20 protein-coding genes and 2 tRNA genes are annotated in these 17,060 nt (G+C 44.7%); 6 read left to right on the plus strand and 16 right to left on the minus strand.

What is annotated here, in order from left to right:
* From Q4Q50_RS09570 to Q4Q50_RS09580, 3 genes are all read left to right on the plus strand, one after another.
* Positions 1 to 232 (plus strand): integrase core domain-containing protein (locus tag Q4Q50_RS09570; protein WP_311899159.1); only part of this gene is annotated, 232 nt, incomplete at its 5' end.
* A 541-nt stretch (positions 233 to 773) separates the two neighbouring features.
* Positions 774 to 849: transfer RNA gene (locus tag Q4Q50_RS09575), tRNA-Phe, on the plus strand.
* A 7-nt stretch (positions 850 to 856) separates the two neighbouring features.
* Positions 857 to 932, plus strand: a tRNA-Thr gene (locus Q4Q50_RS09580).
* A 386-nt stretch (positions 933 to 1,318) separates the two neighbouring features.
* Here the strand turns inward: Q4Q50_RS09580 and Q4Q50_RS09585 are convergent.
* Entirely contained in the window at positions 1,319 to 1,504 is a 186-nt protein-coding gene (locus tag Q4Q50_RS09585) for a hypothetical protein (RefSeq protein ID WP_006082535.1), read from the minus strand.
* A 153-nt stretch (positions 1,505 to 1,657) separates the two neighbouring features.
* On the opposite strand from Q4Q50_RS09585, the gene Q4Q50_RS09590 reads away from it, so the two are divergent.
* Entirely contained in the window at positions 1,658 to 2,002 is a 345-nt protein-coding gene (locus Q4Q50_RS09590; RefSeq protein WP_012587157.1) for a DUF3634 family protein, read from the plus strand.
* A gap of 95 nt (positions 2,003 to 2,097) precedes the next feature.
* Here Q4Q50_RS09590 and Q4Q50_RS09595 read toward each other — a convergent pair whose 3' ends face one another.
* From Q4Q50_RS09595 to Q4Q50_RS09650, 12 genes are all read right to left on the minus strand, one after another.
* Complete coding sequence (locus Q4Q50_RS09595; RefSeq protein ID WP_311899160.1) at positions 2,098 to 2,328, minus strand: hypothetical protein; 231 nt, start codon at positions 2,326 to 2,328, stop codon at positions 2,098 to 2,100.
* Between the two features lie 305 nt (positions 2,329 to 2,633).
* Positions 2,634 to 3,179 (minus strand): DUF3833 domain-containing protein, encoded by a 546-nt coding sequence (locus Q4Q50_RS09600; protein WP_107402331.1) that lies wholly within the window; start codon positions 3,177 to 3,179, stop codon positions 2,634 to 2,636.
* Positions 3,167 to 3,781, minus strand: coding sequence for a chalcone isomerase family protein (locus Q4Q50_RS09605; protein ID WP_012587154.1), 615 nt, complete (start codon positions 3,779 to 3,781; stop codon positions 3,167 to 3,169). Before Q4Q50_RS09605 ends, Q4Q50_RS09600 begins: the two co-directional genes overlap by 13 nt.
* Before the next feature lie 85 nt (positions 3,782 to 3,866).
* A complete protein-coding gene (locus Q4Q50_RS09610) occupies positions 3,867 to 4,448 on the minus strand; it encodes a DUF2878 domain-containing protein (RefSeq protein WP_259527796.1) in 582 nt (193 codons plus the stop codon).
* A gap of 81 nt (positions 4,449 to 4,529) precedes the next feature.
* On the minus strand, positions 4,530 to 5,816 hold the full coding sequence (locus tag Q4Q50_RS09615; protein ID WP_012587152.1) for an SAM-dependent methyltransferase: 1,287 nt from the start codon (positions 5,814 to 5,816) through the stop codon (positions 4,530 to 4,532).
* Between the two features lies 1 nt (position 5,817).
* Entirely contained in the window at positions 5,818 to 6,612 is a 795-nt protein-coding gene (locus Q4Q50_RS09620; RefSeq protein WP_371830297.1) for a DUF1365 domain-containing protein, read from the minus strand.
* 11 nt (positions 6,613 to 6,623) lie between these two features.
* Entirely contained in the window at positions 6,624 to 7,874 is a 1,251-nt protein-coding gene (locus Q4Q50_RS09625) for an NAD(P)/FAD-dependent oxidoreductase (RefSeq protein WP_011847385.1), read from the minus strand.
* Positions 7,871 to 8,671: an SDR family NAD(P)-dependent oxidoreductase gene (locus Q4Q50_RS09630; protein ID WP_311899162.1), complete on the minus strand. Its 801-nt coding sequence runs from the start codon at positions 8,669 to 8,671 to the stop codon at positions 7,871 to 7,873. Before Q4Q50_RS09630 ends, Q4Q50_RS09625 begins: the two co-directional genes overlap by 4 nt.
* Positions 8,671 to 9,117, minus strand: a complete 447-nt coding sequence (locus tag Q4Q50_RS09635; RefSeq protein ID WP_006082545.1) for a nuclear transport factor 2 family protein — start codon at positions 9,115 to 9,117, stop codon at positions 8,671 to 8,673. The genes Q4Q50_RS09630 and Q4Q50_RS09635 overlap by 1 nt, the downstream gene beginning before the upstream one ends.
* A 23-nt stretch (positions 9,118 to 9,140) precedes the next feature.
* The gene (phrB, locus tag Q4Q50_RS09640; RefSeq protein ID WP_311899163.1) at positions 9,141 to 10,643 is read right to left on the minus strand and encodes a deoxyribodipyrimidine photo-lyase; all 1,503 of its coding nucleotides are present in this window, start codon (positions 10,641 to 10,643) and stop codon (positions 9,141 to 9,143) included.
* Positions 10,630 to 11,643 (minus strand): MerR family transcriptional regulator, encoded by a 1,014-nt coding sequence (locus tag Q4Q50_RS09645; RefSeq protein ID WP_311899164.1) that lies wholly within the window; start codon positions 11,641 to 11,643, stop codon positions 10,630 to 10,632. Before Q4Q50_RS09645 ends, phrB begins: the two co-directional genes overlap by 14 nt.
* Before the next feature lie 60 nt (positions 11,644 to 11,703).
* On the minus strand, positions 11,704 to 12,657 hold the full coding sequence (locus tag Q4Q50_RS09650) for a YbgA family protein (RefSeq protein ID WP_006082548.1): 954 nt from the start codon (positions 12,655 to 12,657) through the stop codon (positions 11,704 to 11,706).
* A gap of 301 nt (positions 12,658 to 12,958) precedes the next feature.
* Between Q4Q50_RS09650 and Q4Q50_RS09655 the strand changes: the two genes are divergently transcribed.
* Positions 12,959 to 13,465, plus strand: coding sequence for a hypothetical protein (locus Q4Q50_RS09655; protein ID WP_311899165.1), 507 nt, complete (start codon positions 12,959 to 12,961; stop codon positions 13,463 to 13,465).
* Between the two features lie 24 nt (positions 13,466 to 13,489).
* On the opposite strand, the gene Q4Q50_RS09660 is transcribed toward Q4Q50_RS09655, so the two are convergent.
* Genes Q4Q50_RS09660 through Q4Q50_RS09670 form a run of 3 tightly spaced genes read right to left on the minus strand, consistent with a single transcriptional unit; the run spans position 13,490 to position 15,247 of the window.
* The gene (locus Q4Q50_RS09660; RefSeq protein ID WP_107402340.1) at positions 13,490 to 13,774 is read right to left on the minus strand and encodes a heavy-metal-associated domain-containing protein; all 285 of its coding nucleotides are present in this window, start codon (positions 13,772 to 13,774) and stop codon (positions 13,490 to 13,492) included.
* Positions 13,771 to 14,088 carry a hypothetical protein gene (locus tag Q4Q50_RS09665; protein ID WP_311899250.1) on the minus strand — a complete coding sequence of 106 codons (318 nt, stop codon included), beginning with the start codon at positions 14,086 to 14,088 and terminating at the stop codon, positions 13,771 to 13,773. The genes Q4Q50_RS09660 and Q4Q50_RS09665 overlap by 4 nt, the downstream gene beginning before the upstream one ends.
* A gap of 16 nt (positions 14,089 to 14,104) precedes the next feature.
* A complete protein-coding gene (locus Q4Q50_RS09670) occupies positions 14,105 to 15,247 on the minus strand; it encodes a transglutaminase-like domain-containing protein (RefSeq protein WP_311899166.1) in 1,143 nt (380 codons plus the stop codon).
* 734 nt (positions 15,248 to 15,981) lie between these two features.
* Between Q4Q50_RS09670 and Q4Q50_RS09675 the strand changes: the two genes are divergently transcribed.
* On the plus strand, positions 15,982 to 17,058 hold the full coding sequence (locus tag Q4Q50_RS09675) for a porin (protein WP_311899167.1): 1,077 nt from the start codon (positions 15,982 to 15,984) through the stop codon (positions 17,056 to 17,058).
* Positions 17,059 to 17,060: the final 2 nt, after the last annotated feature.

Below are 17,060 nucleotides of genomic sequence, written 5' to 3' on the forward strand. Positions count from 1 at the left end.
GCCGTCAATGACGGATGGTTATGATTGCTACCAAAATGCATTAGCAGAAAGAGTGAATGGCATACTGAAGCAGGAGTTTTTACTGCACCGATGTAGGACATTTGCGGAGCTGAAGATACTTGTTAGAGAATCGATAGCAATATACAACGATATGAGACCGCATCTGAGTTTGAATATGGCAACCCCTAATCAGGTGCACAATAGAAAAGGCCAGCTACTGGAGCTGGCCTAAAAACTGTCAACCTATCTTAGGACGAGACAGTTTTTTGTATCTTAAATTTGAAGTGTTCAGTACAAAGCGCAACTGACTTACTCTCGATAATACCGGTAGGTTTTGAACTCGACTTTTGGCCGTTCAACTCATGCCTGTTTAACAGGCATAATTGCAGACAAACATAGCTACCAAAATCTGCTGTCGATAAAAGTACCTAACACTCACTAAACTTCGCCATCAGACGATATTCCCCTCCCCTTCGCATACATTGCATGCCTTAAGTGTTAATTTTCTTTCTTAAAACATAGATTAAACGAGCACTGAAGTTAACCTTATCAGTCTAAAGGCAAGGCTATCATCACTAAAATGCTGAAACTTTCAGCGACTCAATATGAGTAAAGTGGAAGAATCAAATAAATGTTCGATTTTTGTTTAATAGTTAATCAGTCATTTAAAAAGGGCTTGCACAGCCAAAGCGAGCACTATATTATACGCGCACTTCGAACGAACAAGGTCTTTACGACTTAGTTTGGAGTAGTTAACTAACGCTTAGTTAGTTGCCCGAATAGCTCAGTCGGTAGAGCAGAGGATTGAAAATCCTCGTGTCCCTGGTTCGATTCCGGGTTCGGGCACCACTATTTAGCCGGCATAGCTCAGTTGGTAGAGCAACTGACTTGTAATCAGTAGGTCCCGAGTTCGACTCTTGGTGCCGGCACCATATAAACAACGAAGCCACTCAATGAGTGGTTTTTTTGTATCTAAAATTTGAGTTAGTTTAAAGCAAAGTGCAACTGACTTACTCTCGATAATTCCAGTAGGCCCCGAGTTCGACTCTTGGTGCCGGCACCATATAAACAACGAAGCCACTCAATGAGTGGCTTTTTTGTATCTGAAATTTGAATTAGTTCAAAGCAAAGTGCAACTGACTTACATCAACACCAGCAGTTTGTGTTGCTTGCCCTAAAAAAACTCACTATCGAACCCCGCCTTACTCAAGGACTCGATAAATTGCGTAAACAGAGCATCAATACTCACATCATAAAAAAGCCACTCATTGAGTGACTTTGGGCTCTTATACAAACTATCAGATCAAGCAGCTCGCGCTTATTTAATTAGCTCGAGTGGCATAGGCCTATCACCGGCTTGAACTTGATGTTGAACATGGCGCCACCCTTGAGTGAGCTCACTAAGATGTGCTTTTCTCTCGGGGAATTGCGCAGAAAGTTTTTCGATAACATCGATTTGCTTCTTACACAATAATGACCAACGATCTGCATTTGATAAGTACATGGCGTTTTCCTTAACTGAGGGGTTACTTTTCCTTAGCCAGTTAAGTCTAGGCGGGAATGATTTTATTGCCAATTCAAAATTGCGTGTTAGCGCACTGTTAAAACAAGTCACTCAGGAGTATCTTTGACCTATAAACATAAGATAGGAGGCGTTATGACAGCCGATATTTTCAAACTCATTTTTGTCGCTATTGGTATATTTCTCGTTTACAAACTGATATTTGGTGGCAAGAAAGGTCTGACTATTTTTGAAATGCATTTTAAAGATGGCCGCATGACTCAACATAAAGGCAAAATCCCCGAACGATTCGAGCGGGAATGCCGCCACATTGCTAAAGTAGAAAAACTGACGTGTACTGTTAGGGCTGAAAAATCTGGAGATGTACGCTTACATATTTCTGCCAACGTGAGTGACAATGTGAAGCAAAGGATCCGTAATCTGTTTCCGTTTGAATATTATGACAAAAAATCGATAGATAACAGTCGTCAAGCAGGCTAGTTCTTCGCCTTTCCCCTAGCAACCTCAATACTTAAACCTCAATGCTTATTGAAGGTTAAGTATTGAGGTTGCAGCGAGTCCCTAACTCACTTTGCTTATTGAAACTTAACTGGGTACCTAGGTTTTAAAAAATCGGATCCTAAACGACCATCTTCCCTCGCATCTCGAATACGGCGTTCATTATCTTGCACCATAGGATCGCTGGCTGGATGATAGGGATCGGCTTTTGTCTCAGCTTGTTCCTCAAACATAACATCAAAGGATGAACAAGCAGTTAACGATAAACTCAACAAGGCACCCCATAGAACTAAGTATTTTTTAATCATTTATCTATACCAACTTAAACTCGGAATAATTAAATAATAAACAATGAGTTACACCAACATGACTCTTGTATTTATCACTTTATGCCGCTAGCAAAAAATGCCTAGCTGCCACTTTGGTTTGAGCTGAATACTTTAGTGCAGACAAAAGGTAATTATTAGCCAAGCTATACTGTTTAACTCAAGTTAAGTCTCAATCAAAATTTAGGCCTTAATGAACATGTAAGCCTTAATAGACCTAGTGAATCCAAGACAGGCTGAGATAAATGTAATTAAGCTAAGCAAAGCAAAGCAAAAATTGGCTCATGTTATTTTTGGATTACTAAAGTCACCTGGGCGACTGTGATGCCAAATTTAATAATATCGCTCTGATTTATAATGGTATTGTCATTCACTAAGAACATCCAATCGTCGAAATGAACTTGGTATTCATCGCCATCCACGGGTAATAACATATCGTATTTCCAACGTAGCGCACTACCACTGGATTGACCATCGGCGGTGCCGATAATGTCACCTGCAGTTCCCGAGTATCGCCCTTCCCCTAGCGCTTTAATGCGCCACACACGAGTTTGAGTTTCGCCATCATCATAAACAAACCATTCATTGATGACGCCCTCGTTTCCCTGCCAACTGGCTTCCATAGTGACATTGAATTTACGGATCACTTTGCCACTAAAATCATGCACTATTCCAGACGCTTTTAATGGCCCATTAAAGAATGATTCCAACACCAGTGTAGGATGAGTATCTTTATAATCCGTCACTTCCACCGATGAGCAACTCGATAGCAGACCTATCATTATTAGGCCTAGCAATAACTTTTGACCGATAAGTCGTATTAACAATCGCATGGTTTTTCTCCGAGTAATTGCGCCCGCAAACTCGGACGGCTAGTGTCTTTCGATAACCAAATCGCTAAAAATGCCTCGGCAAAATTAGCATCGTGGATAATGTCGAGTGGTTGATGATTAAAGAAAAACTGGCTTGTTTGCCCATCCATAACCTTAAAACTTAAATGGTCGCCCTGCTTCACATCAGGCCAAGTGGCGGTTAATAAACTCAACCAACGCTGGATATCATTTTCGGCAAACGCTAGATGCTGCCATTGATCCTTGGTCGCTTCTAACAGATCTTCAGACTCTATATCTCGATAATATTCAATATCTAGCAGCAGAGGATATTGCCCCTGTTGATAACGGCCATTTACCGTCATCAGTCTCGCCTTATACAAACTAAACCACAGCCAATCCATTTCTCCGCGCCCTACTTCCTGAAAAGTCTGCGTCACATCGGCGGCATCATTCAGCTCGATAGTAATGTTTTCAAAATCTGGCGTTTTCGCCTCTAATGCTTTTAGAGGTGCGGTCAATAAACTGAGCGCCAATAAACTTAAGCAGCTTGAATTCAAAAATGAAAAACCAAGATTTGAGCTGCGATTACGAACTGACGACATAGGATCCCCTTTGACTGCATGATGTCTTACAACACGTATTGACTAAAAAATGACTTAACCGGACTCAATTCCTAGATTTCAATAATTAACGTCCAAACACAGTAAAAGAGCGAGCCTTAGTGCTTCGATTAAATCCATAGGGATTAGCAAGTTGGATTAAAAATGGCAGCAAGACTATCCAAACAAAAAATAACACCACAGCAGAAATGACATTGCCGTAGGACAAAGTCACCGCATTAAACTGCGCGCCCGCGACATAGCTTAACGTGCCAAATATTCCTCCGAGTAACGCCTGCAATATCAGCGGTAAGGGTCGCATAAACGCTAAGCTATGATTTAAACTCAAGCCAAAGTGCAGCCATAAACAGCCAAGCCACCAAGGGAAGGCAGCAAACTCGAACAGTCCTAAAACCGACAGCACAGCGTCAATGCCAATCCCTAGGGCGGCAACCTTGAGCATTAATCGCAAATCCACTTGACGATACTGGCCCTTACCCGACGAGGACAACAGGATAAAGTGAAGCAATAATAAAGGTATAGTTAGCAGCAGTGACAAGTTAAGCCAAAGCACACTAGACCACCACACAGCCTGAAAACTCAGGGCGTTATAGAGTATAAAACCCTGATGTTTAGGCAGATGCCGAGAGTTAGCTAACATTGACTTCATCTTTGCCTCACTTTTATCTTGCTACAACTACAGCGACAATTTCATTTAAACGGATGCACCTAAACGAACTACTCTCAACGGCTAATCTAGCCGGATTGCCGCAGGAACAGCTTGGCTAAGCTGACTATTGCCTAGAACGCGATAGTCCGGACGTACGGCAACTAAATGCACTGTGCTTGTGGTGCGTTCTAAAAATCCACCTTCACAATAACTTAGGTAGAATTTCCACATGCGGATAAAGTCTTCGCCATAACCTAAGGTTTGGATTTCACCCACAGCATGATCAAAATTCTCATGCCAATGCCTCAGCGTTTTAGCGTAATCGAGCCCCATATCATTGAGCGACCAGACCACCATATCCGTCTGTTTGGCAATGTGTCCGACCATTTGACTAACAGAAGGTAAACAGCCACCGGGGAAAATATAGCGCTGAATAAAATCCACACTTTTGCGATAACTGTCGTAACGTTGATCGGCAATCGTTATCGCCTGAAGCAGCATGCGCCCATGGGGCTTTAACAGTGATTCCAGCTTTTTAAAGAAACCCGGTAAATATTCATGCCCTACCGCTTCAATCATTTCAATAGAAACAACCCTGTCGTATTCCCCCGTCAGATTGCGATAATCCTCGGTCAGCAGTGTCACTTTATCGCTCAGCCCTTCGCTTTCAACGCGCGCTTTGGCATAGGCGTATTGCGCATCTGAAATCGTCGTTGTTGTAACGTGTACGCCATAGTGCTTGGCCGCATAGATAGCCAGCGCGCCCCAGCCAGTACCAATCTCAAGCAAGGTTTGACCGGGCTGTAAATCGAGTCGTTCGCAGATAGTCATCAGCTTAAACAGCTGGGCTTCCTGCAAACTGGCTTCCTCATGGGGATAAAGCGCACTCGAGTACAACATTTCACGGTCGAGGAATTGCTCGTACATGGCATTACCCAAATCGTAGTGGGCCAGAATGTTGCGCTTCGAGCCCTCCTGCGAGTTACGATTCAACACATGCTTCACGCGGTTTATCGTGCCGGTTAACCAAGAAAACTTAGCTTCAATCCTATCAAGCAAGGCTAAATTGCGGGCAAACAGTTGCACGACTTTGGTGAGATCTGGGCTCGTCCAATGGCCTTGAATATAACCTTCTCCCGCACCAATAGAGCCTGAAAGCATTATTTGGCGATAAAAACTGGGATGTTTAACCACCAGCGTGGCATGTAAATCGGTATGACTCTCACCAAAACGATAACTCTTATCGCCCTCAACTAAGGTCAAGCAACCGTGGGGCAGACTTTCCAGCGCCTTGAGCAAGACTTTACGCGCAATACTGTCGGGCAGTTTCCCTGTGGCGACTGAGGTTTGCGAAGCAGTATTTTCCATGTTATTTCTCCATCTGAGCTGGATGCGGCACAAAGGGCACACGTTTGAAAAAGAGTTTCAGCGCTTGCCAATAAATCCCGAAGAAGATCTTGAGAGTCATAAAAGGAAAGCGAAATAAAAGCGTCCGTAAATTGGCCGCCGTGATTGGTTGGCGTTTCATCATTAGATTGGCATTAAACAGTTTTTTACCATTTTCTTGCATCGACTTGTTTTCAATACCAATATTTAAGTCTTCACTCGGCGCAGCCACATGCCAGAGATAACGCATATCGAGGGTCATAAAAGGGGAAACGTGAAACACTTTGTCAGAAGGTTTGGGCGCGGCTACATCCACTAAATAGCAATGGCGTTGATCCCAAGGCGTGTTACTCACCTCGGCCAACATGTATAAAGGCGTTTTATCTTGATAACAAAAGTAGAAATTTACTGGGCTGAAATACACGCCAAAATGACGGATCTGACCCACAAACAAAACTCGGTCGCACAGCTTATCTGCACCTAACTCGGCCACTTGCGCCAGCACTCGACTCTTAAGTGCCGCGGTGCTCGGATCGGCAACTGCCACTTCACCGCTGTTATTGGATTTGGTCGTAAAAGACGTTAAATAGTCTTTCGGATTAAATCTCAGTAAAGCGCGGCGCTGACTGGCAAAAACTCGCCCCATGGCACTGATCTTATCGACTTCATCTAAGTCAATCGCCAGCAGCGCCATTGCATAACTAAAGCTATGTTTAATCGGCGTAAAACGGCTGTGGGATACAGTGCCATAATAAATGCCGCTATTTAGCTCTGTCATATTTAGATCGGTCATAGGCTGACACCAAAATGGGCGCACACATCCAGTGCACTGCGAACGCCATCTTCATGGAAACCATTGTGCCAATAGGCTCCAGCAAAATGGGTATGATTTTGACCCGATATTTCCTCACGGCGGCCCTGCGCCTTAAGGCTGGCTTCGTTAAACACTGGGTGGGCATAATTGAAGCGGCGTATCACTTTCGCCTCATCAATCAACTCTGACTGATTCAAAGTGACACAAAACGTCGGCGCATTGGCTGGTAACTGTTGCAGTATGTTCATGTTGTAAGTTACTGACGCTGGGCGTTTTAGATTGCCATCTAACCGATAGTTCCAACTCGCCCAGGCCGCTTTTCGCTTAGGCAGGATACGCGTATCCATGTGCAGCACCACATCGTTATTCTGGTAGCTGAGATCGCCTAAAATGGCGCGTTCTGTTGGCGTGGGATCGTTTAACATCCGCAGTGCTTGGTCGCTATGACAGGCTAAAATCACCTCATCAAACTCCAACCATTCACCGTTAACCTCTAGCTTCACCCCATTGCCATGACGTTCAATACCTGTCACGGGGGAGTTAAGGCGAATATTGTCTTTAAAGGGCGCAATAAGATCAGGAATATAGCTACGCGAGCCGCCCTTTAGCACATACCACTGGGGCCTATCACTGACATTTAATAAACCATGGTGCTGGAAGAATCGAATAAAAAACTTCAACGAAAACGCACGCATATCTTCTATGCTCGAAGACCAAATTGCCGCGCCCATGGGCAAAATATAGTGCTCGGCAAAAAAGCGCGAAAAGTTTTCACTGTCTAAATAATCACCTAAGTTACCTTCAGGGTAAATATCCTGTTGATAGAGTGCCTTACAGCCTTTATTGAAGCGTAGAATTTCTTTTAAAAAGGCCCAAAAGCGCGGATTCAGCAGGTTACGCTTTTGGGCAAACAAACTCCCTAAATTGTGGCCGTTATATTCAAGCCCTGTCAGCGCATTATGGACGCTGAAACTCATCTCAGTCGGTAATATGGTCACGTTAAGGCGAGCCAATAAACGCTCAAATCGTGGATAGGTTCTGTCATTAAACACGATAAAACCTGTGTCTATGGCGTAGGTTTGGCCTTGGTGCTCCACATCGACTGTCGCCGTGTGGCCGCCGATATAGTCATTGGCTTCAAACACTGTGACCTTGTGCGACTCGCTTAATAGATGGCCGCAGGTTAATCCAGAAATGCCGGTGCCGACGATGGCGATATTTTTCATAAACTCTTGTCCTTAAGCGGCTTGGCTTGAGTATCGTTTGCAATCATTTTTTGCCACACAAAGGCAGGTAAAAACGACATCAACTTCAATAGATAAGTAAAGCGTCGCGGAAAATGGATCTCGCGCTTGCCACCTTTAAGCCCATTGCGGATTGCCTTAGAAGCGGTTTGCACACTCACTTGCATTGGCATGGAAAAATCATTTTTTGCGGTCAGTGGCGTCGCCACAAAACCAGGGCAAATCAAGCTCACACCTATGTCATTCTTAGCAAGATCAAGCGAGAGACTCGAGGCGAGATACTGCACGCCAGCTTTAGAGGCGCCGTAGGCTTCAGCGCGAGGGAAAGGTAAATAAATAGCGCTGGAACTCATTAAGCCAATACGTGACCCCCTTGGCATTAAAGGTAAAAATGCGCTGAGACAATATCCCATCGCAATTAAATTGGTATGGACGACGCGCTCGAATAACGCATCATCGAAGGCCTTAGCATCGTCTATGTACTCACAACTGCCCGCGTTTAAAACCACCAAATCGAGCTGACAATCGGTTTTCGCCAACAGCTCGGCTAAATCGTGGCCAGCTTGTTGAACTTGGTCGCGCTGGGATATATCAAAAATTAACAACGTGACACCTACGAGTTCATTCAAGGCTAACGCATCTAATCTTTCTTGGGAGCGGCCACAGGCAATGACGTGCCAACCTAAGGCTAAATAATCCTGCGCCAGTTGCAGCCCAATGCCTGAGCTTGCACCTGTAATAAGCACGGTATTAATCTTCAATGGCTTAACAACGTCCATTACTTAGCCGCCCTGTCTTTAAGCAAGCGGATAAGCCCGCCCATGCAAGGCAAATGCTCGTACAACATTTGCCCTAAGTCGAAGTAATCCCTGTGAAAATAAATCTTGTCGTTGAATTTAAGTTGGCTCATGCCATCAACACGGATAAGTCCGCCTTTATTCAACTTAGGGTGGCTATATTCCATCTGCCAAAACAGCGCGGCTTGATTCGCATCCTGCTGTACTTCTTTGATCTCAAACTGAATATGCTTAACATTCTTATATAACTTCGCGAAGTACTGAGTTAACGACTCTAGCCCTTTGATCTGATGCATAGGATCGGTAAAGCTAATACTGTCGTCGTAAACTTGGCTCAACAGGTGCAAGTTATCTTTATTCAAGGCTTGATAAAGCTGAATAAAATCATCAACAAGCGTATTAGTCTCAGTCGTCGCTTGGTTTGTCATCTGGTTATTGCTCCTGATCCTATTTATTGGGCCGCGGCCTTTTTCAATACGCCTAATACGGTTAATGCCCTTGCTCTTGCTGCACTATGCTCGACAATCGCACTCGGATAAGCCGTTTTAGTGTTAAATAACGGCTGGTCAAACAAGGACGGTGTCTGCGCTGTACTGGGTTGATGTAATTGCTTAATTCCCCAAGATGCGAGCTCTGGTAAGTACTTACGGATAAAGCTGCCATCTGGATCAAACTTTTCACTCTGGCTCATAGGATTAAAAATGCGGAAATAAGGCTGGGCATCGCAGCCACATCCTGCGGACCACTGCCATCCGCCATTATTCGCGGCCAAGTCACCATCGATGAGCTTTTGACGGAAATAACGCTCGCCCCAACGCCAATCAATCAGTAGATGTTTCGTCAGGAAACTCGCGACCACCATACGCAGACGGTTGTGCATCCAACCCGTTTGATTGAGCTGACGCATTGCCGCATCGACAATCGGATAGCCAGTACGACCTTCACACCAAGCGGCAAACTCCTGCTGATTGTTTCGCCACTGCACATGGTCGGCTTGTCGATTGAAATTATGATTCTTAGATAAGTCAGGAAATGCCACCAGCAAATGACGATAAAACTCACGCCAGATCAACTCATTTAACCAAGTACGGGCTGGACTAGTATCGTCGACAATCACCTCAGGGAAGTCATGCAGCAGCGCGGCAACGCATTGTCTTGGGCTAACGACGCCAATGGCTAAATAGGGTGAAATTGAACTGGTACCATCGATGGCAGGGAAATCCCTATCTTGCTTATAATCCTGTACTTTCTGCTGAATAAATGCTGAAAGTATGCGCTTTGCCTGCCCTTCTCCCGCAGCCCAAAGTTCACTCGATACTTTAGTGACATTGTTAAACAAATGCGGCTTTGGCTCGGTCAACACAGGTCCAAGCGGCGCCGGAACTGGAAGCGGCAAAATGGCATGGCGGGCGGCAATTTCTCGCCACTTACGGCTAAAAGGGGTGAACACCTTATACATGTCGCCGGACAAGTTCAGCACTGTGCCCGGCTTAAGCAAACAATGCTCTTCGGTTAGCACCAGAGGAATGCCCGCCTGAATACAGGCTTGGTCGCGCTGTTGCTCGTTAATCTCAGGCTCACTGCCGGCAAACACGCGGCTAATACCCTGCTGCTGGCAGTAATCACTGATAAACGCTGGCACATCGGCAAAGGTATCTAACTGAATTAATTCGAATGTAATCCCCAAACTCGCCAGCCCTTGGGAAAGCAAATTGATGTGACGTTCGATAAAATCTAACTGAATGGGCGCCACATCATGGCGTTGCCACTGAGTTGGCGTAGCGATATAAATGGCCTTAAGTACCACGCCATTCTCCCGCGCCCAATCACAGGCTGCACTTAGCGCCTGATTATCGGCAAGGCGTAAATCTTGGCGAAACCACATCAGTGCATTATTGCCCTGCACTTTTATTGACATTGAATCTATTGGCATTGAATCGTTAACTGATGTCATTGTTTTCTCCACTATTGCCCTGCTCGCTTTTCCCTTTGCCTTTGTGACTTCTGTTGACCTTCCCCACTGAGCGAGACGGCATTTGTCCAATAAAGTCAGTCATCGAAGGCGCCCAGAAGGCCGATAAGGAAGTCAAGGTCGGTACAAAGGGGCCAACAAATCGGCAGGGGAAACTCATTTGTGCCAATACAGTGAGCATTTCAGTCTGCTCAGACCCCGAATGATTTGGATCAGGGATCAGCAAAAGTGCATCGACGTTAAGCCTGCCCTGCAGCAGCGGTAAACTGCCTATGGCCTGCTCCCCAAGGTCGATTACCGATACTCGAAGCGACGCTAACTCAAGCAATAGCAACAAAGAAAACAAGCTTTTAGTGCGAGTAGAGCTAGGCGGCGTGGCAGCGCCGCGGGATAACTGCACCACAGCCATTCGCGCCGCAATGGCCTGTCCGGTAAAGGCATAACGCCCACCCACTCGGCTGAGTAATTCGCTTTTTAACCAAGCGACAATCAATTCGGCATCGAGCCGCTCATCCACTAAGTCATCGAGTTGATTAAGCCAAGGTTGCAGTAACTTTTCTTTCACTAATTGAAACGGATATAAGCCAAATGCATCGTCTAATATCTGCTGCAATTTATGCTGATTGAAGTCGAACAATGCTGCATTCAGCGCAGTAATTTGCTCACCCCACAGATCGACAACTTGAGTTTCTACCATTTCAATAGACAAGGATTTGGCGGCACTCATCAGCAAAGGTTTAACCTTGCTGATCGCAACACCTTTAGCTAACCATGTATTAATCTCATGGATTTCTTGAATATTTTCACTCGTATATAATCTGTGTCCCTTGGGCGTGCGCGCAGGGATCACTAAACCAAAACGGCGCTGCCATGCCCTTAAGGTCACGGCATTCACGCCCGTTAAGGCCGACACTTCACCAATGGGGAGTAACACGCCATCATTGGGCTCATCGTTGGTTATGGACTGGGTATCTTGTTTCATATATCAGTAATAACTCACTAAATTCAAAGCTAAAAACTACTCAGTACAACAAAGCCAATGCTAATAGGCATAGCGCAGCTTTAACGCCTCAGGATGGGGATTCAAATACACTTGCTCTTCAATGTAAGGCGTTGGGAATTCCCGCAGATAATGATTTATGAGCGTGATAGGCACTAACAGAGGCAATAAACCTTCGCGATATTTCATAATCGCTTCAGACAGTTCTGTCTTTTGCTCTTTGCTCAAATGCTTTTTAAAGTAACCCTGAATATGCTGCAGCGTACTGGTATGATTTTTACGGGTCGCATTGATTTTCAGCGCCGTCATAAAGCCTTCAAAGTAGCGGGTTGCGCTTTGTTCAAGATCCTCAATATTGGCCACTATCGGCCCAAGCTCGCGATACCATGTAGGGCTGTGCGCCATTAACAGATATTTATAGCGGGAATGAAACTTCACTAACTTATGCTTAGTCAGCCCTTCATGCTTCATCAGATGCCAATCGTGATAGGCATAAACGCGGGTAAAAAAGTTCTCACGCAGCACCATGTCATGCAAGCGGCCTTCTTCTTCCACAGGCAATAGTGGATAACGCTCCATTAACTTGCGGGCGAACACACCAATCCCCGACTTAGAGCCATTGTTCGTGCCAATTTTGTACTCTGTCACCCGCTCCATGCCGCAGGTTGGCGACTTAGCGCAAAGCAAGTATCCGCCGAGGAAATCGAGCTCTTCAACCTTGTTTTCGCTGTATTCATTGAGCTTATCGGTCACATCTAAGCTACCGTCACCGCTCTGCACTAAGATGGTTTCACCATCACGGACTAGACGGATACTTTTACGGGGCGCACCTAGGCCAATCGCCATTTCAGGGCAAATAGGCACATAATCGAAAAATTGCTTAATCTCTTGATTACAATAGGTAGAATTTTTATGTCCGCCATCAAAACGAACCTTCTCCCCTAATAAGCAAGCACTGATCCCAATCTGAATTCGCTGCGGGTTAAACTTGTACATAAGTCGACTCCTTGTATCACTATGCCTTCAATTACGGACCATAGTTGTACAAGGATCAAGTTTTTGTATAAATATTTTTTAAAAGCCTCGTTCAAGCGTGACTTCTGATAAATCAATCACAAATGAACCATACATAAACCCCACATAAGCCTGAGTTGGCCTCTAACTTGCTTAATAAAATACCGAGCATCATTAGATTGAGCTGAACGCCCAGTAGCACCATTTAACCGTACAGCATTAAAGCCAAAGGTGACCAAGGGACTCAAGCGCAACCACTGGGCCATACCAAAAGGAATCGGACATGAGCACTATCAACCCCAACAGCTATACCAATCCCTATGCTAATTTGGCACTCACGCAACTCAAATCGAGTCAGAGTAGCCAAGCCAATGATCCCACTTTGATGGCGGCATCGGGTCCAACAGCGAGCCAAGATACTGTAACCCTCTCCTCATCTGCGCCTGTAGCGACAGCCGATACCTATAGCCATCTCGCACCTAACGCCAAACAAGGCTATACGGGTAATGTGCAAGCTATTGCTGGCAACCCTGAGTCAGATAAAAGCACCGACAAATTGGCTGAAGCCATGCAGACGATTCTCGATAAACGTACAGGTATCGATAGGGAAAAACTGAAGCAGCTAGAGGCTGAAATGGAAAAAATTGCCAACGATGAAAACCTGTCTGAAGAAGAAAAAGCTAAGCAACTAGAGTTACTGCAAGCGCAAAAAATGGATCTGATAAAGGAGTCTTCAGAGAAAAATGAACAGAGGCAGCGCAGTGTCGATCCCGAGGTGTATTACAGCTAATAAAGCAATGCTAGGCCAAGACGCTTAAGCTTGTTTCTCTATCTTGTTAATACTGCCCTTATAACCCGTTTCATCAACGGCCTTGAGTAAATTATCGAGATTAAAATCCTCTGGCACAGTCACTATTGCTTGCTCAGTTTTCAACGAAGCTTTGGCCTTAATCACCCCATCGGTTTTACGCAGGGCTTTATTCACGACAGTGACACACAGCGGACAAGTCATGCCCTTAACATTCAAGGTAACCAGCACGTTTGCCGCCCAGCTCGACGCTGAACACAAGCTCAAGGCGAAAAATAACACTAACTTCATTCGAACACCTCTAATAACCAAGGTAATACAAAAGGATATAACTGAAATGCCAGCACGACAGGCACAGTTAACCAGTACAGCCACACCATCTGAGTACGACTCAACATCGCAGTACACAGTGGTTTTTTTGCAAAATAGAGCCGCCAAAATCCCATCAGGATAAGTCCAGTAGACAGTATCAACATAGGCACTTGCAGCCAGCTCAGTTGCTCAATCCCTGACAGGCTCGCGGCCGACACCCCGAACACCAAATAAATAAGCGGGGCAATACAGCATAGGCTTGATGCAACCGCAGCAATCACTGCGGCGGCCATCGTCGCTAAGAGTCCCTTAGCGTTGTTCGATTGACTGGTAGTCATAGGCAAACACTTTTGGCTCATAATAATTCACAGGATCGCCATCGACTTCCGCATAGGGATAACCAAAGTTATTCAGTGGTGTCTGCTCGGCTTCAGGGAATAAATCAAAGTCGCGGCCATAGTTAAAGCCAACCCAATTCATTTCCCAGTTACCAAAGAGGTAATCATTCACTGCCTGAACCGCAGGATCGCTGTGTTCTTTTTTCTCTGTTAAGCGCATTTTAGTCACATCGGCAGGATCGGCTGGCAACCAACCATAACCCGCTAAATAGAACATAGCGCGGCAATGTTGACCGCCACTGACATCGGCAGCCCCTTTGTCATCGGCGCTCCCAAAGGCCTTTTTAGAATAATGACCCATCTTGATCGCCTGACCCAAGCGAATACCAAACATTTCACGGGCAGGGATACCCACAGCGCGCATTAACGCCACAAATACCGAGTTAATGTCGGTACACTTACCGCCTAACTTGCCACTTTCTAAAATGCTGGCCACATCACCTGTACCACAGCCAATCACACTATTGTCACGGAACATATTAGCGCTAACCCAAAGGTAAATCAGTCGCGCTTGTTTCAGTGGCTCCGTTTCGCTACCGACGATTTTATCCGCCGTTTGCTTCACAATACCGTTAATCGGCATATGTTTAGTCGGCAGTAAATAACGTTCTACATCTGCAGGATAGTGGATCTGTGTTGGTGTGCGATAGTGAGTCAAAGCGCCGCTTTTAACCGGTTCCCAATCTAAGGTTTCAATGTCTAACTCAACGGTCATTGTCATGCTGTCTTTGGCATCTGGCCAAGTCGCAAACAGCGTTTTAGCGCCATAACTGTTGTTTGAGCTGATATAGGCATCTTTAAAACTGCCGGTGAAATTCAGCTTACTAACCCGTTGGAATTGCGTGTCTTCAGGCAAAGGGATCCACAACTTAACCACGCCCTCAGAGCCTTCAGGAGCAACAAGATGGTAAGTGTTGGTTAAGATAAAACGGCGGCGTCCATCACTTGAGCTAGGTTCAACGACACTCGATTTAGAGGAAGATGCCAGTACCGGCGTGATAAACCCCGCAGTCGACAAAATAGCCGCACTTTTTAAAAAATTGCGTCTTTGCATTATGACATTCCTTTTATTGGATCATGTTAGAAAGAAGAGAACTCAACATCACAGAGCAAGATTATAGGTTCTATGGCCCTATGCAGCAATCAAACCCAATTTAGGCTGCTCACCATACAGTACAAAGGCCGTAAATCGGAGAAAAAGACGCAGTAAAATATGCCGCAGCGCCACATACTCATGAAAATGGGATAAATATCGACTTTTCTTAGAAGAGCAATTTTAGAATACTAAGACTATGAAAAATTAAGAGGATTATATAAGCTGAACAAATTTAAGCCGACTAAAACAAGTATTATTCGTATTACTTCTATAATCTCACCGCAAATTAATATAAACATTAGTCGAAGTTAATATTTATGAGGGAGATAATTCCTAGTTATTTATAGTGCAAACGTGCAGAGTTCTCATTTAATAAAATGAGTTATTCTCTTGGCCGAACTATTATTTTATTCACAAAAAATGAAACTGAATTTTCTAGCTAAAATTTATACGCTTAAATCTGCAATTTAAGTGTGTACTAAAATTGCGGACTCTAAACTTGCCCGAATTCAGGTCTAGATATTTGGCACATCTAGCGCTTTCAACTCCATAATCACAACATAAATTTCAAGCCCATCGTCCGAAATGGGACTTAGACCACCGTGTTACAAAAATGTTCCATAAAAGTTTGCGTATGTTCACACCTGTTCTAGGCTTAAAAACGAATATACCTCACTTTAAAGGGCTTTTTTATGAAACATAAGTTTTCATTAGGTCTTTGCTCACTCTTGCTCAGTTCCTCCGCTTATGCAGAAGTGAACATTTCAGGTTTTGCCTCAGTTGTCGCGGGTCAAGTTCTCGAAGGTTCTGGCGTTGCTGAGTTTGATTTAGGTCCCACCTTTCTCGCCGACTATCCACTCGTTGGTGCCTACGATGAAGATATTAGCTTTAAACCAGATACCTTATTTGGAATCCAATTTTCAGCGGATTTACTCGAAGGTTTAACTGCCACTGCACAGGTCGTCTCACGCGGTGCCGATGATTTTTCTGCAAGTTTTGAATGGGCTTATTTATCCTACGAGATCAATGATCATTGGACAGTACAAGGCGGCAAAAAACGCCTACCTCTCTACTATTACAGTGATTTCTTTGATGTTGGATATGCCTATCCTTGGATACGTCCACCCGCAGATAACTACACATGGCAAATATTTAACTACACAGGTGTCAGCGCGCTATATAACTATTTAATTGGCGACTGGACAATGTCAGGGCAAGTCTATTACGGTAGCGAAGATAGTGAACCCAATAAACTGTTATCTGACTTTTTCTTCCTCGAAAATACCCGAGAAGTGTGGAAGGACATAGGCGGTATTGTTGTCCAATTCAATAAAGATTGGTTAGATATTCGCCTTACACATATGCAATACACTAATGAACGTTATATTGGTGGAATTCAGCAGGAATGGAATGGCAGCACCCAACGTTCAGGCAAGTTTTATGGCCTGTCAGTTAACGTAGATTATGAGAACTTCCTCTTTCTATCAGAGCTTAACCGCTTAGATCTCGATGGTAGTAATCTAGATACTTACTTGCTCACTTTCGGTTATCGTATCGACTCAGTGATGCCATACATTTCCTATTCGGACTTCAATGATGGTGAAGGCGGCGAAGTGCACCATACAAGCTCGGCAGGAATACGTTGGGATTTCCATCCTTCGGCAGCCTTTAAAATTCAATATGATGACGTTAAAGATGATGGCGGCCCAGGCATGAAAGTCGCAGGGGATTCTAAATCCATCAGTCTTGGTATTGACTTAGTATTTTAGGA

This window comes from Shewanella scandinavica (genome assembly GCF_031932065.1).
Classification (GTDB): Bacteria; Pseudomonadota; Gammaproteobacteria; order Enterobacterales; family Shewanellaceae; genus Shewanella; species Shewanella baltica.

Coding starts and splice junctions, on each gene's coding strand:
- Q4Q50_RS09650 (WP_006082548.1), bottom strand. CDS start 12,657: ATGTACAAGTTTAACCCGCAGCGAATTCAGATTGGGATCAGTGCTTGC.
- Q4Q50_RS09600 (WP_107402331.1), bottom strand. CDS start 3,179: ATGCGATTGTTAATACGACTTATCGGTCAAAAGTTATTGCTAGGCCTA.
- Q4Q50_RS09625 (WP_011847385.1), bottom strand. CDS start 7,874: ATGAAAAATATCGCCATCGTCGGCACCGGCATTTCTGGATTAACCTGC.
- Q4Q50_RS09605 (WP_012587154.1), bottom strand. CDS start 3,781: ATGTCGTCAGTTCGTAATCGCAGCTCAAATCTTGGTTTTTCATTTTTG.
- Q4Q50_RS09615 (WP_012587152.1), bottom strand. CDS start 5,816: ATGGAAAATACTGCTTCGCAAACCTCAGTCGCCACAGGGAAACTGCCC.
- Q4Q50_RS09655 (WP_311899165.1), top strand. CDS start 12,959: ATGAGCACTATCAACCCCAACAGCTATACCAATCCCTATGCTAATTTG.
- Q4Q50_RS09610 (WP_259527796.1), bottom strand. CDS start 4,448: ATGAAGTCAATGTTAGCTAACTCTCGGCATCTGCCTAAACATCAGGGT.
- Q4Q50_RS09675 (WP_311899167.1), top strand. CDS start 15,982: ATGAAACATAAGTTTTCATTAGGTCTTTGCTCACTCTTGCTCAGTTCC.
- Q4Q50_RS09670 (WP_311899166.1), bottom strand. CDS start 15,247: ATGCAAAGACGCAATTTTTTAAAAAGTGCGGCTATTTTGTCGACTGCG.
- Q4Q50_RS09645 (WP_311899164.1), bottom strand. CDS start 11,643: ATGAAACAAGATACCCAGTCCATAACCAACGATGAGCCCAATGATGGC.
- Q4Q50_RS09620 (WP_371830297.1), bottom strand. CDS start 6,612: ATGACAGAGCTAAATAGCGGCATTTATTATGGCACTGTATCCCACAGC.
- Q4Q50_RS09630 (WP_311899162.1), bottom strand. CDS start 8,671: ATGGACGTTGTTAAGCCATTGAAGATTAATACCGTGCTTATTACAGGT.
- Q4Q50_RS09635 (WP_006082545.1), bottom strand. CDS start 9,117: ATGACAAACCAAGCGACGACTGAGACTAATACGCTTGTTGATGATTTT.
- phrB (WP_311899163.1), bottom strand. CDS start 10,643: ATGACATCAGTTAACGATTCAATGCCAATAGATTCAATGTCAATAAAA.
- Q4Q50_RS09665 (WP_311899250.1), bottom strand. CDS start 14,088: ATGGCCGCCGCAGTGATTGCTGCGGTTGCATCAAGCCTATGCTGTATT.
- Q4Q50_RS09660 (WP_107402340.1), bottom strand. CDS start 13,774: ATGAAGTTAGTGTTATTTTTCGCCTTGAGCTTGTGTTCAGCGTCGAGC.
- Q4Q50_RS09590 (WP_012587157.1), top strand. CDS start 1,658: ATGACAGCCGATATTTTCAAACTCATTTTTGTCGCTATTGGTATATTT.
- Q4Q50_RS09595 (WP_311899160.1), bottom strand. CDS start 2,328: ATGATTAAAAAATACTTAGTTCTATGGGGTGCCTTGTTGAGTTTATCG.
- Q4Q50_RS09585 (WP_006082535.1), bottom strand. CDS start 1,504: ATGTACTTATCAAATGCAGATCGTTGGTCATTATTGTGTAAGAAGCAA.